This window comes from Capsulimonas corticalis, assembly GCF_003574315.2.
GTDB classification, from domain to species: Bacteria; Armatimonadota; Armatimonadia; order Armatimonadales; family Capsulimonadaceae; genus Capsulimonas; species Capsulimonas corticalis.
This window is the reverse complement of sequence record NZ_AP025739.1, coordinates 5,486,483-5,502,089: the sequence shown is the minus strand read 5'-3', so window position 1 is coordinate 5,502,089 and position 15,607 is coordinate 5,486,483. Positions and strand designations below refer to the sequence as shown.

Annotated in this window: 11 protein-coding genes; 6 read left to right on the top strand and 5 right to left on the bottom strand. The window is 45.5% G+C overall.

Annotated elements, in window-relative coordinates; genetic code table 11:
• Positions 1 to 544: 544 nt before the first annotated feature.
• Complete coding sequence (locus D5261_RS23535; RefSeq protein ID WP_125206311.1) at positions 545 to 1,615, top strand: hypothetical protein; 1,071 nt, start codon at positions 545 to 547, stop codon at positions 1,613 to 1,615.
• A gap of 120 nt (positions 1,616 to 1,735) precedes the next feature.
• On the top strand, positions 1,736 to 2,725 hold the full coding sequence (locus tag D5261_RS23530) for a hypothetical protein (RefSeq protein ID WP_125206312.1): 990 nt from the start codon (positions 1,736 to 1,738) through the stop codon (positions 2,723 to 2,725).
• A 513-nt stretch (positions 2,726 to 3,238) separates the two neighbouring features.
• Here the strand turns inward: D5261_RS23530 and D5261_RS23525 are convergent.
• The 4 genes from D5261_RS23525 to D5261_RS23510 form a co-directional block, all read right to left on the bottom strand.
• Positions 3,239 to 6,631, bottom strand: coding sequence for a hypothetical protein (locus D5261_RS23525; protein ID WP_119324574.1), 3,393 nt, complete (start codon positions 6,629 to 6,631; stop codon positions 3,239 to 3,241).
• Positions 6,612 to 7,091 carry a hypothetical protein gene (locus D5261_RS23520; protein WP_119324575.1) on the bottom strand — a complete coding sequence of 160 codons (480 nt, stop codon included), beginning with the start codon at positions 7,089 to 7,091 and terminating at the stop codon, positions 6,612 to 6,614. Before D5261_RS23520 ends, D5261_RS23525 begins: the two co-directional genes overlap by 20 nt.
• A gap of 573 nt (positions 7,092 to 7,664) precedes the next feature.
• Positions 7,665 to 9,806, bottom strand: coding sequence for a hypothetical protein (locus tag D5261_RS23515; RefSeq protein ID WP_119324576.1), 2,142 nt, complete (start codon positions 9,804 to 9,806; stop codon positions 7,665 to 7,667).
• A gap of 199 nt (positions 9,807 to 10,005) precedes the next feature.
• A complete protein-coding gene (locus D5261_RS23510) occupies positions 10,006 to 11,082 on the bottom strand; it encodes an AlbA family DNA-binding domain-containing protein (protein WP_125206313.1) in 1,077 nt (358 codons plus the stop codon).
• Positions 11,083 to 11,481: 399 nt separating this feature from the next.
• Between D5261_RS23510 and D5261_RS23505 the strand changes: the two genes are divergently transcribed.
• Positions 11,482 to 12,081 (top strand): hypothetical protein, encoded by a 600-nt coding sequence (locus D5261_RS23505; protein WP_125206314.1) that lies wholly within the window; start codon positions 11,482 to 11,484, stop codon positions 12,079 to 12,081.
• A gap of 344 nt (positions 12,082 to 12,425) precedes the next feature.
• Positions 12,426 to 12,758 (top strand): SOS response-associated peptidase family protein, encoded by a 333-nt coding sequence (locus tag D5261_RS23500; RefSeq protein ID WP_119324579.1) that lies wholly within the window; start codon positions 12,426 to 12,428, stop codon positions 12,756 to 12,758.
• Between the two features lie 391 nt (positions 12,759 to 13,149).
• Here the strand turns inward: D5261_RS23500 and D5261_RS23495 are convergent, their stop codons facing one another.
• A complete protein-coding gene (locus tag D5261_RS23495) occupies positions 13,150 to 13,404 on the bottom strand; it encodes a hypothetical protein (RefSeq protein WP_125206315.1) in 255 nt (84 codons plus the stop codon).
• A gap of 156 nt (positions 13,405 to 13,560) precedes the next feature.
• Here D5261_RS23495 and D5261_RS23490 point away from each other — a divergent pair, with 156 nt between their 5' ends.
• Positions 13,561 to 14,853 carry a hypothetical protein gene (locus D5261_RS23490; RefSeq protein WP_125206316.1) on the top strand — a complete coding sequence of 431 codons (1,293 nt, stop codon included), beginning with the start codon at positions 13,561 to 13,563 and terminating at the stop codon, positions 14,851 to 14,853.
• Between the two features lie 23 nt (positions 14,854 to 14,876).
• Complete coding sequence (locus D5261_RS23485; protein ID WP_165864607.1) at positions 14,877 to 15,461, top strand: GNAT family N-acetyltransferase; 585 nt, start codon at positions 14,877 to 14,879, stop codon at positions 15,459 to 15,461.
• Positions 15,462 to 15,607 lie beyond the last annotated feature (146 nt).

Genomic DNA, 15,607 nt, shown 5'->3' with positions numbered 1-15,607 from the left:
AAATCGTTCACAGGAAGCAAGCAATGGCAACAAATCAATGGCCTCCAAAACCGACTGGTAATGCAGAACCGCCCATTTCCGCCCGCAGGCATCGATGGGGTAGCCCCTGGTTTATAGCTCTGGTGATATTTGTTGTCTTGTTTGCAGCTTTTCTCTTGTATGTGCATTTCGTGATACGTCCGACCGTTGGAAATGGGCCACGCTCATGGCAGCAGCATAAACAAACATTTTGACGCCAGGTTAAGAATTGGTGCAGAGCACCTTAGAAAGCGCGTCGAATGGCTGCGCTGATCGATCGTCTCGCCTTTGCGATTTAACACCAGCAATGAAGGAGAAACTTAATGTTGCGGTATATCCGCTTTCTTATTTCTTATGGTATGCTTGGCTGGTCTCGGCCGCTGATCGGATGACCATTGCGCGCGGTGACCAGCCTCGGTTAACTATTACACTCATGTGAGTTTTCATGCTCATAATGGTTTAGCTGAAGACCCTAAACACGATTACAGTACTCCTATGGCACAATGTATCACGAGCTTTTTACTAAATGGGCATCCTTAATGAAAATCTAATTAGATTGAGGTGTGAAGTGTTAAGAAAAGCCCATATAATTGACTCACTTAGTATACAAATTACTGCGTCTATACTTATTATGTCCGTAAAAGGAGAATGTGCAATTAATTATAGAATAATAAATATTTCTCCTAAGCTGGAAAGTACTGTCACCGCAGGATGTTTAAATGATAATAACGACGTGATTGCTTATATTGGAAATCCTTTGGGAGGTATTCATGTTGCATTATTTAAGAAAAATATTCTGAATAATTTAAATATAGAAGGGTACCCAAAGAATATTTTTGTAAAAATAAACAACAATGAATGTCTATTGGGGTTCGAACAAGTACAAACTAGTCCTAATCTGCGAGTTTTTTATCTAGACAAGAATTTTAAAATTCACAGGCGACAAGCTTACGGTGAATGTCAACCATCGGATATGAATGCCAATAATGAAATTATTGGCTTGTATCGTCAGCGAGATAAGCCTCTGTATAGTGTCGCATTTTGGAATGCGGCAGGATCATTTAAGGAAATACATTTGCCTTATAACGATCTTCATGTCTTAGGATGGATTACAAATTCTGACTTTCTAGTTAACGGAGTATCGCATACATCTCCAAAATTCCATACTTTAATCGTTAATTCAAAGTCTGGTAATATTCAGCACGATATAAGGCATGATAGTGAATGGGTGGTGAGTAATGTTAGGTCTGATGGAGCATTTGTCGGATACAGGGAAGATGCTAGTGGCAAAAGACGCCCATTCATTTTTCTTAAAGGAGGACTTAATGACCTCATTACCGATATAGATTTGGAAGGTGAGGCTATAGGAATCAATACGTCTCGAGAAATTGTTGGAACCACTTATAATTATCAAGAAGCAACACATACCGCGACTATATGGGTGGGAAACAATAAATATGATTTAAACAAGCTTTGTATAAATCATTCGGGATGGACACTCTCCGAAGCGGTTGCAATCAATGCTAGGGGGACGATCCTTTGTCAAGGAAAATATGAAGGTCGGGACTCTGCATGTTTATTGCTTCCCGTACAATGATCGGTTCGGAAAATGTAGTTGAAAACACTAAATTAATGGATATTATATGAATATTAATGTTTTTGAAGCCTTTAGACTGAAGTTATTCATAATTTATAGATATTTTTTTCTGGTCTACAATTGATTTTCATTGTTTTTGGTCCGGCGAAAAATTGCAGTGCTGATGGATTAAACTATAAGATAATTAATATTGCCCCTGATTCAAAGGAAAGTGTCCAAGCTGTTAGCTTAAATGACAATGATGAAGTTCTCGTCTCATTTGGGAACGGCCCATATGGTATGCGGTCGTTCTTATTTAGCAAAGGTGTGCTAAAAGATCTTAAATTAAAAGGATATCCAGAGCAATTTGCAACTAAAATTACAAATTATCGTCGTGTGCTAGGTGTAACGCAAACAAAGCAAACACCAAATATTCGATCATTTTATTTAGATGCTCAAATGCACATACATTGGCTTTTAGCATCAGGAGACTGCGAGCCATGTGATCTAAATAGTAGAGGAGAAACCGTGGGAGTTTATCATCACGGTGCTGAGATTGATAATAGCATAATGATATGGTCTTCAAAAGGTTCATCCAAAGAAATAATATTACCATATAATGATTTAAAAGTCGTTGGATGGGTCAATAATTCAGAAGTTCTTGCTAGTGGTTTAGCCCACTCACCATCTTTGTATCGGACTTTATTTGTTAATACTAAATCTGGTAAGGTTAAGCAAGAGATAGAGCATGAAAAACTTTGGAATATAAACGCAGTCTTAGCAAATGGGAATTTTGTTGGTTATATTCAAGGCCAATTAGGGCAAAGAATACCATTCAAATATCTGTCTGGTAAAGTCACAGAGTTGCCGATAGAAGCGCAATCAGATGGAAATGCTATAGGAATTGCCTACGATGGAAAGGTTGTCGGGACAATTTATCAACAGGCAACATCGAGTGATATTGCAACATTATGGATTGGAAGTAAAAGCTACAATCTGAATCTTTTGTGCAGAAATCATGCAGATTGGGTTTTACAAGATCCGGTGGCAATTAACACCCGGGGAACGATTCTTTGCCAAGGGGAATATAAAGGGCGAGATTCTGCTTGCTTACTTATTCCTCAGAACTAAGAACTGATACAAATTTATGACGATAGCAAATCATTCTGAAATATCTGTGGGTCTATTGATTGCGACTTTTTCGGCTTCTCCATATGTCCATCTTGGCCTAGAGTCTTGGAAAAGAAATTATAGCCAAATTCCAGTCTTAGTGCATGACGATGCTGGACCACAGCCAGATCGATTGCACAAAATAATCGAATCCGCAACTGAGCCGCTCCCCGTGACCGTAATGCCCTGGCTGCGCGCCTATTGGACAATACGTCTCGTATGCAACACTAAATCGGCACAGCCTAAAGTGTTTAGCAGCTGCCATGCTACTTCCAGGTGTTTACTGATGCGGCAGGTGAGTAGCGTCGTTTGTAGAGTATCTGCGAAAGCTGATTGTGATTGGCGCATTGTTATATAGATGGTGAGTGACACAGCCACTGACAAGTGTTCTTGTTGGTGGCTGTGCATTTTTTTCCTTCGTGATCGATCATTAAGTATAACGACATTACGCCTGTGTCTTAATACTCCGCTTAATCAATGCCCTAAGTCTTCGCTTAAGCCAGCGCTCAAATCCTCCATCGTGGCGTGATTCATATAGTTGTCAGCAAGCCGATTCAACATTGCTCCAGTCGATGGCCACATATCTTGTACGATATCGGCATAACTCTTATATCTATTCGCCAAGTCGCGCTCTTGCGATCCACCGTCGTAAGTTCCTCTACTTGTAACGCCGCGCGAATTAATTACCTGTATCTCAAGGCCATTCTCTAAGTCTCGACTATTGATAGTTTCAATTAGGTCACGGACTGGTTCGGCTGGCCAAGCACCGTCGTTACCCTGCGGTGAAGACGACAGGAGATGCCCAATATATTGATCGGCAATTTCTATTCTTCCTGCCTCAGTTGCTAATACACGAACCTCATTAACCCACTCATTGAGTTCCTGTGGGTTGACTGCACTGTTTGCTGTCATTCCTGGCATCATTCGACATGAATCAAGCATTTGGTGTACTAGTGTGGCTTTAAGCTTTTCCTCCTCTGAAAGTGCCTCGACGGGAGCGCCTCTCCTTCGAAACACTATACTCAGTGCCTCAACAAAGAAGGCTGGATTATTAGCAATTTGTCGCGCAAGAAGCTTCGGTGTTCGTACGAAATGTAAAAGATTTAAGAAGGCGAACTCAATGTGGACAAGCCTATCCTGGGACACCGTTTGTGATGATTCCAACACGTCGAGAAGGTCACCAATTTCGTAGGCAATGCTGCCGAGGTCAAAGCCTTGCGGGGGAGGCGTCTGGTAAAGTGCTTCTAGCACACTTGCGATGCTTTCCGAAGGGAGTATCATCGCTTCGTTGCCGATGTAATGGTGTATTAGCGGTATGGCGGCGTGTGGATTTCCATGCTGAAGTAATTTGGACACGACGTATTCAAGTTGTGTATTATCTTCTACCACGAATGGGCGAATTGAGCGCCAGTACAAGTGGCGTGCTTGGGATGGGCCCGCCTCAACCATGTCCCAGATTAGCTGTACTAACGGCAAGCATGTGTAGAAGTCGGCTAACTGCTCATCTGTTAACTTGTCGTTCAAGTTAGTTAGCTGATTAACTATCCATTCTGTGGACCGTGACGCACGCGCCAGTACAAATCCACGTGCGAATTCATCTTTTGCCCCCATCCGCCTTTTCAGGAAATCTTCCTCTCGTCCGTCGGCGAGATCGGTTCTGCCTAGTGCAATTCCGACGTCAAATGGGCGTTCAGCACGCCCGGCGAGGTTTTCCACAGCCTCTACCCCGCCAGACGCAAACACAACCCCGATTGCACTATTACGGGCATTCTGTAGGTCAGAGGCCCAGTGGCTGTAATCCCTGCGCGATGTTGTAAGAAGTGATGGCTGTATAGCGAATAGCGAAGCGTGTCTCTCAATAGGATTTGCAGGCTGAACGCGTTCATATGCAGCGGCAAGGCGATCTACAACATCAGACGGTAAAGCCCATTGAGCATCAGAAAAGTCTCGATGTTTTGATACCGTCGCGCGAAGCTGGTCAGCAAGCGCCACTTTGCCTTGGCTATCGGCTAGATCGGAGGCAATTTCCTCTAATTTAATGAGAATAGCTTCACGCTGTTCAAGCGGAACGAGCTTTAGTATCGGTATCAACTCTGCTAACCGCTGCCCATTGCCATCGACATCCTCAAGTAGCCGTGTGACCGCCCATGCAACCGCGCGAGTATGTTCCGTCGAGGTCACTCGTGCATCCCCATCCGGCCCCCAATCGCGCCATTGCGGTGTGTGAGATGGTATTACGAAGGCATGTTGGCCTGGAACCATACTCAACAATAGTGATCGTGCCACCGTTGGATTTTGCCGCCTAAGCATATCGATTATTCGCTCTCGCTGCTCCAGCGCAGCTGATGTCTGAGGGTGCCACGGTACAAAAATATTTTGGAGACTACGAAATGGACGATTCGCATTGTTGCTTTGCGGGTTTGGGTCAATTAACGAGAGCGCGGCGAGGGCGCGTGCTGCGCGTGATAGGAACCTCGAAGACCAGGCAAGCCCTTCAAGTGCCCAGAGCAAGCCTACATGCGGCGTGCCTCCGAACGGCCCAACTTGATTATCCGATAGAAGGTCTCGCATATGGTCTTGATCGATTTGGATCGATTGTTCGATGGCCGTTAGGAATTCTTCCGGGGCTGCCTCGGCGAGTAGCGGCAAGACGGAACCCATAGATGCCCATCCGCGCATTCCTTCGGGCCGTGTCGCCATAATACTACGCACAATGCGATTTGCAAGATTTTGGCCACCACCTGTAATGTTCGTAGCCGTATCGAGAGAAGCCGCAAGTGCCAGTGTATCGGCGATTCCCTTTCGTATGTGGTTGGAGCAAGTGAGCGTCTTGCCGCGTAAGTTGGCAAACCATTGATCACTGACTGGCAAGTCGTATTTGGGATCGTCCTCCGACAAAACCGTTATCGCAATTTCTACGAAACGGCCAATCATGTCAGCCGTTAGGAGGGGCGCTATTTGGCGCCAAGCATCCTCTTTGGAGGCAACGATCCATATACTGCCGATCCTGTGGAATGGAGCGTCAGGTGTGTTCTCCCAACGCACAAGAGTTTGTGCCACCAATTCGTATTGGGAGCAAGCAATTTGCTCAATCACATTGCGGTCGCCTGCGCTTGTGTCGAGCCACGTGCCGACGAAGAGCGCCGGTAAAAGAGGAATAGCTGCCTGAGGCGACGCCCATTCCGGTCGGCGGATTATGGGAGCAGCTGCCTTATTACGTCGAAAGGCGGTTAGGCTCCTGCGTGCCAGTGCAGCATCTTCTCCTGAGTGCTCGTGGGAAATCCCCATGGCTTCCAGTGCCTCACGAGCAGGTTGATATCGGATCTTCGGAATCTCAACTATCGTTCCATTTGCTGGTTCTGCCTGTCCCAGTGGAACTATAACATGATGCCCTTTCTGTGTGGCTATTGCAACTCGTTCGCGGTCATCAAAATCGACGATAAGCACTGAAGGCTGTTCATTTTCCACGCACCTCGCGAATGCTTCGGCGCTCCGAACGACTATTGGTGAACTTCCAAGAGTGTGTCCCTCGGCCTCAGGTTGATCTAAGAGTATGGCTGCGAGAAAGGCAATCGCCTCATCGCGCGAATCACTCTTAACGGCAATCACCGATGGTGGGCCTTCAAGTGCTGCACGAGCCTTCACTATCGCTTCCTCCCGTCCGGCAAGCACCAGAGAGGCCGATAGCGGCGGTGTAGTGGCACCCGACCACGCTGACCACCACTCGGCAAGATCGGTCGAAAGATCGTCATGATCGCCAGAATAGTGATGGTGCACATGCTGGATACCTATTTGTGTGATATCGCTAACGTCAGCACCATCGCCCACTACTAGGGATTGTTCAATATTAGGGATTTGATCGTCCATCTGTGACCTGCTGTTTCACCCGTTCGACAACCGCACCAGAGTGGGCGATTATCTCCTGCCGACTTTTCGCGACTGAAGTTGCGATCTGTTGAGTGTCACGGACTGTTGCATCGTCTGCGACGATCCGTTGAACTATTGGCGATTCCAATAGATGCTTCAGCTCGGTTACGAGATCCGGCTCCGCTGCAAGGACCTCAGCCAATTTTGATGCAAAAGTCGATTGGTAATCTAGGTCTGTGGGGTCCGACGTAAGGTCGCTGGCGGCCTTTTCAGCCTTCGGATGCTTAGCGAACTTGGCAGAGACAGCATCCCATAGTGACTTGGCCGCGTCGAAGGCGCCATCTATTCCTTTGCCAACGGCTGCCTTGCCAGCTTCGCCAGCAACGTAAGCAGTTATTGCTGGCAAGTGTGGTGTAATAATGGCTGTAGCTTGAGATGCTAGGTGAATGAAATCGCTCATGTAGAATGCCTCTTGTAATTCAATGTGGCGTGCTTTTATTTTTATGGAAGCCCGTGTCCGTATGGCCCTAGAAGCTAATATAACTTATTCCAGTTAGTTCCTGCCTAGACGTTAATTGTACCCTTTGGAGGACGTTAGTGAAATTATTTATTGTGTTGTGGTTAGATGCCGAAGTCCGAAGAACCTTTTTGGTTTCGACTGCTCGTACTGTTGACAAAAACGAACAATGGCTATTGACGGATGCACCGGGCAGATTCCTGCTGCGGGGTGGGAGCAGGACGGAGGGGTGTAGTAGGCGTCCATTGCGGCTATTGTCATTGGCCGCACGAGAGAGCCGCCAGGTATGAGCTAATGCCTTTTGGCAACAGTTAGGCATCCCAGAAATCTGTGAACATTAGGCCTGTCTTTAATCTTGCGGAATACGCATTACAGAGAATGCGACATGTCTTTCGGCCACTATCACTGGTACACGCTAATTGTACCTAGTTCAAACGCACAGTCACACGAGCACGTAATATCGACCCCGATGCCGCTGACTTTCCGGGAGCCCGGTTTTAGTTTACGCCATGTTAGTCACAATATTTGTGCTTGAGACCTTGATCGCAACTGTTCTAGGCAGCCATGAGCTATTTGCTTAATCATCAGTCCGTCGTAGGTAGCTGGATCAGCACAACAGATATCGAGCAATTGCTCCAACTTATCGTTCTCCGCCAAGCTTGGAGTGCCAAAGGTGCCTAACAGCATTAGAGTTGCACCGCGTATGGTCGCGTCGTTGTCGCGGAGGCCGCGCGCATAATGGTCTGTGTCAGCCTCTCTCCTGAGTGCCGCCGCAAAGTGTCCCCGAAACCTTCGACGAACCAAGCCGCTATTCATGAAATGTTCAGCGCTTCTGCATCTGGCATCGTCCTTTAAGTCCTCCCAATACGCGTCACGTTCAGCTGCCTCCTCGTCGGAAAGAACAATCGCGAGCGATATCCCGGCCAATACACAGTAGGCTAATATGTCAAGCTCGTCTCGATCCCATGTACGGACATGGTCGAGAATAGCTGCAAAGTCTCTTCGTCCTTGGAACGAACCCAAGAACGACATGGCGTCTCCTCTGTCTGTGGATGGCGATAACTGATCGATAATTGTCAACAAGAGTGGTAGACCCTCGCTGCATCCGAGCATTCCTAAACAGTAAGCCAAGTTCCCTCTGTATGACTGCCACTCACGATATCGTGGGTGATCGAAGGCTCGATTGTGGTAACGCAAGAATGGTAGGATATCGTTACGCCTCATCTGGGCCAGGAAGAATAGGACACCACCCAGGGACGCCTCGGACCAGGGAACGTAGAGGCGCGAAACCAGACTGTCCAGAGATTTGGGGGCCATCAACTGGACGGCTTGTTCCATCTCATTGAGTATTCGTCCATCGGGATCAGGGCAATACTGATCGAATCGCTGGTGCATGAAGTAATAGTAGGCGACCAAGGTTGCAACGGTATCATGATACTTTGGGTCGTCGACGCTAACTAGATCTTGGACGTACCCGTCTGGACACGTCAAGAATGCAGCAGTACTCGGCAGACGGAATATAAGGGATTTGTGCATTGCCGGTGGAGCGGGCGATGACTCCTTGACTATGTTTAACTCTACCCAGGGGGAAAGTTCATTGATTGCACGACGAATCCAGAACCTATTCCAGTTCACGCGACCGCCCGCGATTGCAGCGGCCAACACAACTACCAGTTCAGTCCAGGGAGTTAGGTTAATTTGACGCAGCAGGCTGATCGCGTAGAATACAGCCCGTCTATACCGATATCGAGCAATGTATCGGTTATACACATCCTTCCATTCGAGCGGGTACGTACCTGTATAATCTGACATCGAACTTGCGTCGATTGTCTTCAAGCCTTTTCGCGTTGACATTCGCTTGAGGTACGCAACCACACCCATTACGGTTCCGTCGGAACGTTGGGCAACGAGATCGAGAGCCTCGTCGGTGATCGTTAGGTCGTGGCTATGGGCGAGGCTAGAGGCTGCATACCGGATGCAGTCGCCATCGACGTTCCGGAGTTGTATGTGGTCGAAGGTTGTCCATGGTTCCCTTCCAAGATCTAGAATGCTCAAGAAGTCGGGCTCGATCCGCATTGTGCAGATCACCCAAGTTTGGCCGGCGGTTGCCGTTTCCAGGCCATTGAGCCACGAGTTAAACCAATCGTTGAATGTGCTTTGCGCTTGCCCCATTGCAACCAAGCGCTGGTACCTCATGCTGTAAAGATGGAGATCGTCAACTAGCCAGACCACGTTGCGGGTGTGTCCGTGATCTGCAAGGTATTTAGCAATCGAAGTTTCGAATTGCCTCAGGATCAATACCGTAGGGGCTTCTCCCAATTTTTGCCGCAACTTGTCAATTAGTTCGAGAGCCTCCCGCGTCTTGCCAAGACCCGTACGCCCCAGGATTACGATTCGCCGGCGTTCAAGTAAGCTAGCGAAGTGCTCAGATATATTTGAACTGCCGCGCGAAATGTAAGGTAGATTGGCACGAACGAAGTTTGGCAGCCAGTCCACGATCTGGTCTGAACGGGATGACGCGTGGAATTCTGGCGCGGGCGCTTGGACATTATGAATATGCTGGATGCCTATATGTGTTGCTTCCTGCCGAACGTTGGAAACCACTCCGCCAGATTCTACTTCGATTCGCAATTGCGATTCGTGATCGTTATCTCTCATAGTCGGTTTTGCCTCTGTCCTTGACACCTTCAAGGATGCACAAAATTCGCTTTCGAGCAAGCTTCCCATTCATCGCGACATCCTTTTCAACGGAGGCGTTGACTCAACCCAGAATACAGCTTGCCAAGCAAATCAAGTTCTTACAATAATAGGCCCTCGTGAAGAGGATCTAACGCCTCAAGTTTGTAAACACAATTTATCAAGATCCGCCGGCATTATACTTGATAGACTTTGCATAAGCCGCTTCTTCCTCTATGGCTGAAAGCTCGCCTGGGGTTGGTGGCTCTATCTGCGTGCCGTGACGAACAAATATATCTCCCTCGTTTACACGTTTCTTATCGCCGATCGATTTGCTAACTTTATATGGAATATCTATTGCGTTCCTGAGAATTTCTATTTGGCCAACAGTGCCGCCTTTATAGTTTATGGCCTGATATTTTACATTAATCATTGGTTTTGTATGATTAGCAAGGATTTGCTCTATCCGGTTTGAGGATATGCTGCCAGAGACAGGAGTATGATAGTTGCGTGTTTTATCGTCAAAGCCAATAATTAAATATCTTTTTCCGCTTGCTTGCGTGTTAGCAAGTGCTATTACATCTTTTATAAATTCCGCTTTTTCGCTCGCTGTATCTAATTTTAGTTCGCGTTTAAAATCTACGCTCGTTGTTTCCCATTCTGCAACAAGCTCATCAAGCCTTTTTGTTTCTGAAGTGATATCGCGTCGGGTTTGCCAAATAAGGCCCTTGTAAGTTGCAGCGTAACCATAAATCGAATCCATAGAGCGATATAGTTTGAGCAGTTTATGCTGATCTGCCAGCTCTCTGCCTATTGCAAAATAGGACGTATCGTCATTCAAATTAAGCTCTGCCAACATATCATCGGTTTTTGGAAAAGTGAGCCAAGCATATCTATTTGTGCTTTTTGGGCTTAAATTATTCGTTGCATTCAGTACAGCGGCTTCGCGTTCTTGTAATTGTATCGCGCAAATGCTTTCCCAAAATGGTATTGGATTTTTTATAAAATCACGTCCGCTGCGGTTGACGGAAATCCACTGTCGCCGCTTTTCGTAAATAAAACCACATTCCTTTAAAGCCGATAATGCGTCTACAAAAGACTGCATTTCATTTTCGTCTGAGAGTTCGTGTGTGCCTTTATCAAATAGGACTTTGCTTATGTCTGTTACATGTACGCCACTATAGCTTGCCTGTGGATCACTATCATAAGCTTCTATTGTTTTATCTAAAACAATGTGACACCAGTCTATAAAATCCAAAATTGCACCTCTGTTTTAATATTAAGGACTAATTTGCTATCACAGCGCTAGCCGCTACTTGTGTTCAAATTCAATTGCTATCCTATTATTGATCGCCTGGTCAATTTCCTGCAAATCGCAATGCAGGAAGCTAGGGCTAATTGTAACGCATGCTCTCGCCGATTAAATCGGCGGGCAGATCTTGCACCCGTCTGACATTAATTGCTGGCGGTTCAGAGATCGCAAGCTAAGTCGTTGTCGCGCCATCAACGATCAGCCGTGCGCGCTAATTTGAGAATCGGATAATTCAGCGCCATCGTGTACAATGCCAGCGATCAAGAAATTTTTGTCAGAGCGCACAGTAGAAAAGGGGAATTGCGCGGTATAATCGAACGTATGATCGCCAGGAGGTTCCTCGCCATGAGCTATGCCGATAGTCCCGATCCGCAGTTCGATGAAGCACTTACACTACTTGCCAATGACAAACAATCGAACCGGCTGGTCAAAGAAATCTATTTGCCGTCGCTCAAGGCGTTCAATGCAACGCAAGCTGTCGCCGCCTCGCTGAATAAGGGGCTAAGCGGCGATGTCCCATTCCGCGTTTTGACAGAGTTTCAATTCTTTTTCCTACACCTGACGACCTTCGCCGCCACCGGCAGGATCAGCGAAAGCGCGTTTGACGCCCTTTTCTCTGATGCCGCGATGAAGCTCGCCTATATCAGCGCCGCTGCGATGGCGCCTAATTTTGCCCCGACGGTGCTGAGCCATTATCAGGATATATTCATTTCCGGCTATGACGCAGCAGATATTGCGTATGACCGCGCAAATCGGCCTGGACTAAGCCGGACCAAGGCCAACGACCAACTGCTTGAAACCGCTACGGTTCGCATCGCTAACGCATGTGGCTTTGTTACAAACGCTGTGGCGCGCTATAAAATTCGCCGTATTCTTGACGCGATCTGCCCGACTCTGGACCTCTACGGCGCTATTGAGAAGCGCGAACTTGTTGTCACTTCCTAATGCCCGCTGATTATCCCCTTACATGTTGGGTGCTGATGCTGATCGATCGCCAAACAGACACGGTCAAGAACAGAAGAATTTTTGACCGTGATCGCCTCCAAAGATTCAGTCCCGCCAGACAAATTTGCTAGCGAGAGATTTGTCGCATGTCAGCTGGATCTGAAACTTTTACGGTAGCAACTGCCTCTTGACACGGCAGCGCACAGAAGCCGCCCGCGCCTCCAGCAGCCTCCAAAGCCAGGCTGCCTCCGGCTTGGCGTCTAAGCGCCGCCGGGGCTTCCAGTTTTCCTTAATCCTAATGGCAAAAGCGATCAGGTGGTGCCAGGTTCAGGTGAACTGCTCCTATGTGCAAACATCATAATATTGCGATCAGTGCGAAGGATATTGCGGATCAGCTCAGCTTGTTTGGCAACCTTGGTGCGGTGGATGATTTACTGCCCAGCTACCGCGTAGCCCCGACGCGATCCATTGCGGCCATCGTTAATGCGGATGGAATGCATGCCTTCGAGGCCATGAAGTGGGGGGGTGTCACAAATCGGGGCCGCGGCAAGTCAACCTTCAAAGCTTTCAATGCGATCAGCGAAGAAATTACCCACAAACCTTTCTTTCGCGGCGCGTGGGCTGGCGGGCAGCGATGTCTTATTCCAGCCGCCGAATTTTTGTACGGGGCGGGTTGAAAGGCGACAAGCAGCCGATCAATTTCCGTGTCAAGGATCAAGAGATTTTCATATTCGTGGGTAAGCGCCGCCGGGATTTCTGTTGTCATATATCATAGGCGCGACTTTGGATGCTGAGAGGAATTTTGTATCTTTCGGTCCATCTGGAGTTAGCGGTTTTTGGATAAACCGCCGAACATTGTATCTAATGTAAGCTCTGCTACTCCCAGTGCTGTAGGCATTCAGCTCATTACCTATTAATAATGTATAACAATAGCCAATAGATTGAAAACCGCTAAATTCCATCTCTATGATAAGTCAAATTATTTCGCAGAAAATAATTATGAGATCCGAAAGTATTTATACGTCTATGCGCTATAATAACAACAACCGATGTCATTAGACTTTGATGTCACGGGTGCAAATCTTTTAGTAAATGGGTTAGAGTCGCGTTGACTAAGGGCTGAATACACTCATCGCGAATTGCTGGTGCTCCCGCATAATCGGTCGCTAACTTCATGTGAATAGCGGTCACATGGCATAGCATTTTCAACACTGGATCATGTGCAGCATCGTTTTGAAAGCGATTGCATTCATTTATTCGTTCTGTAGCTAATGTTAATATCATATTTGCTAATCGCTGATTATATACAGTGTCGCTTTGCATTGTTGCAATCCTTGGTGCCATAGTTACTGGTATGGATTGGAGTCTCGATTTACGCCGCCAAAGCTTCATAATTCCATTGCCTGTGTTATAATTTATATTATTTAAATTGTTATTAAACATATTTATCGTGCAGTGTCAATATTATTGAGTATATATATGGTAAACTTCTCTCCTGTTGTAATCATTTTAATTTGGATAGTGGCAGGTATATGCTTATTTCGGAGTCAAATTGCTAAAGAGCGTACGAGCCGCAAAGGACTAGCAATTGCTATATATTCCATGACAGCAATGGTTGTACTTATTGGTTGGGGAATGTCGAGAAATGACTTGTATTTTTATGCAGCAAGCACGCCTAAAATCCCTAGTCATTATTGGAAAGTAAAAAACTCTTTCTGCGAGCCATATCTTAGCTCACTTTTTGTTAATTTGGGTGTTGGAATAGCTGTTGCTACTGTGATTAATCTAGTATTGCAGGACGCTTTGTTTGGCGTTTCTACTACACATATGCGGCGACTAAACAGGGAGGAATTTATTCAAAAAATCACTAGCTTATCAAGCAAATACGATCCAGTTAAAGGATATGTTATGTCAACCTTTACTGAGTTACTTAGTCAGGAGTATCAAGAGAATGGAAATCTAGCAATTAAGTTCAAAATGTGCTGTATAGAATTAGCAAGAATTAACCCAAAATCCCGTATACAAATACTAATTCTTGATCCAGAATCTTCGGCTGCACTTGAACGAGAAAACACTGTCCACGATCTTCAAAATTTAAGATGCCTTATTTATAATAATATCCACTCTTATAGAATGCTGCCAGATACGATACGTGAAATTGTAGAACTTAAACTTACAAGCTCCGAGATTAAAATAGATTTTTACTCTTGTCCTGATCTAACATATTTTGCACCGATCCCCGATACAGAACGCGTGACAGATGTGGATCATGTACGGCTAAGAAATATGAAGGCACTACCAGATGCATTTTACGCATCATTTTTTGCAAAGGCATGGAGCAGTGGGAATACGCCCAAAGAATGGCTTGTCAAGAACGAATTTATAGAAGTTACACTTATGAATTACATGGTGAAATTTTATAAAATTAAGGATTCAGAAGGCAATAATTTGGTTTTTGCTCTTAAATCAGTTTTAAATGCTACGTATAAGATAAATTCTTTGGAAGCCCCAAATCAGATGTTCGGAACCGTTGTAACATCCGATAATCTAGGCCCATATGTAAGGTTAGATTTATTAGATAAATCCGAAATAAATGATAAAATATTGTTTCTTGCATTTGTCAAATATCGAGAATCTATTTATCATGGTGCTGCTGCAATAAGTGCAGTATCTCAAGGAGATAAATTGACCAGAGATTTGTTGCTGGATTTTGCATTTTATTTGATAACAAGTGACGAGCCAACTAATACTATGGTAGTTGTTACCAGTTAAAAATTATTATGATAATTAATATAATGGATAACTCCGAACTAATTGGCAATATCGTTCGGCTTGTTCCACTCAAAATAGGCGATATAAGTGATTTAGAGGCTATTGGCAAGGATGAAAGAATTTGGAAATTTCTTGTAGAGCATCCGGTCTCAACAGAAGAATTCGTCAACTATGTTCATCAATGCATAGAAGAATATTATGATGGATTAGGATTAAGTTATGTTATTCGCAGGCGACAAGATGATCTTGCAGTTGGTGTTATTAGGCTTTTTGAATATTCGCGGTTACATGATAAAGCTTCGTTTATAACCTGGGTTACTCCGTCAGTTTGGCGTACGGGAATTAACACTGAAAGCAAGTTTTTACTTTTAACGCATGCTTTTGAAAACTTAAATCTTATCAGGGTAAATTTCAAAGTTGACTTTCGTAACGTTCGTAGTCAGCGTGCTATTAATAGAATTGGCGCAACTTTGGAAGGTAAACTCAGAATGAATACAAAAATTTCAATAGATAATCGACGCGATGATTTCATCTACAGTATAATCGCCCCCGAATGGCCGACTGTCAAAGAAAGAATTATTAATCTCTTGGATTTATATCGTAGTTAATTTTTTCTCGTGTCAATTAACCTACCTCCTATGTACTTTAGATAAGTTTGATGGTGGGTGGTCGCAATTACGCCTGGACAATCGGAGATTTTTCGATGGCTATTTTGCTTTGGTAATTTTCAGGAAACATGAGTGAGCTTTGAATT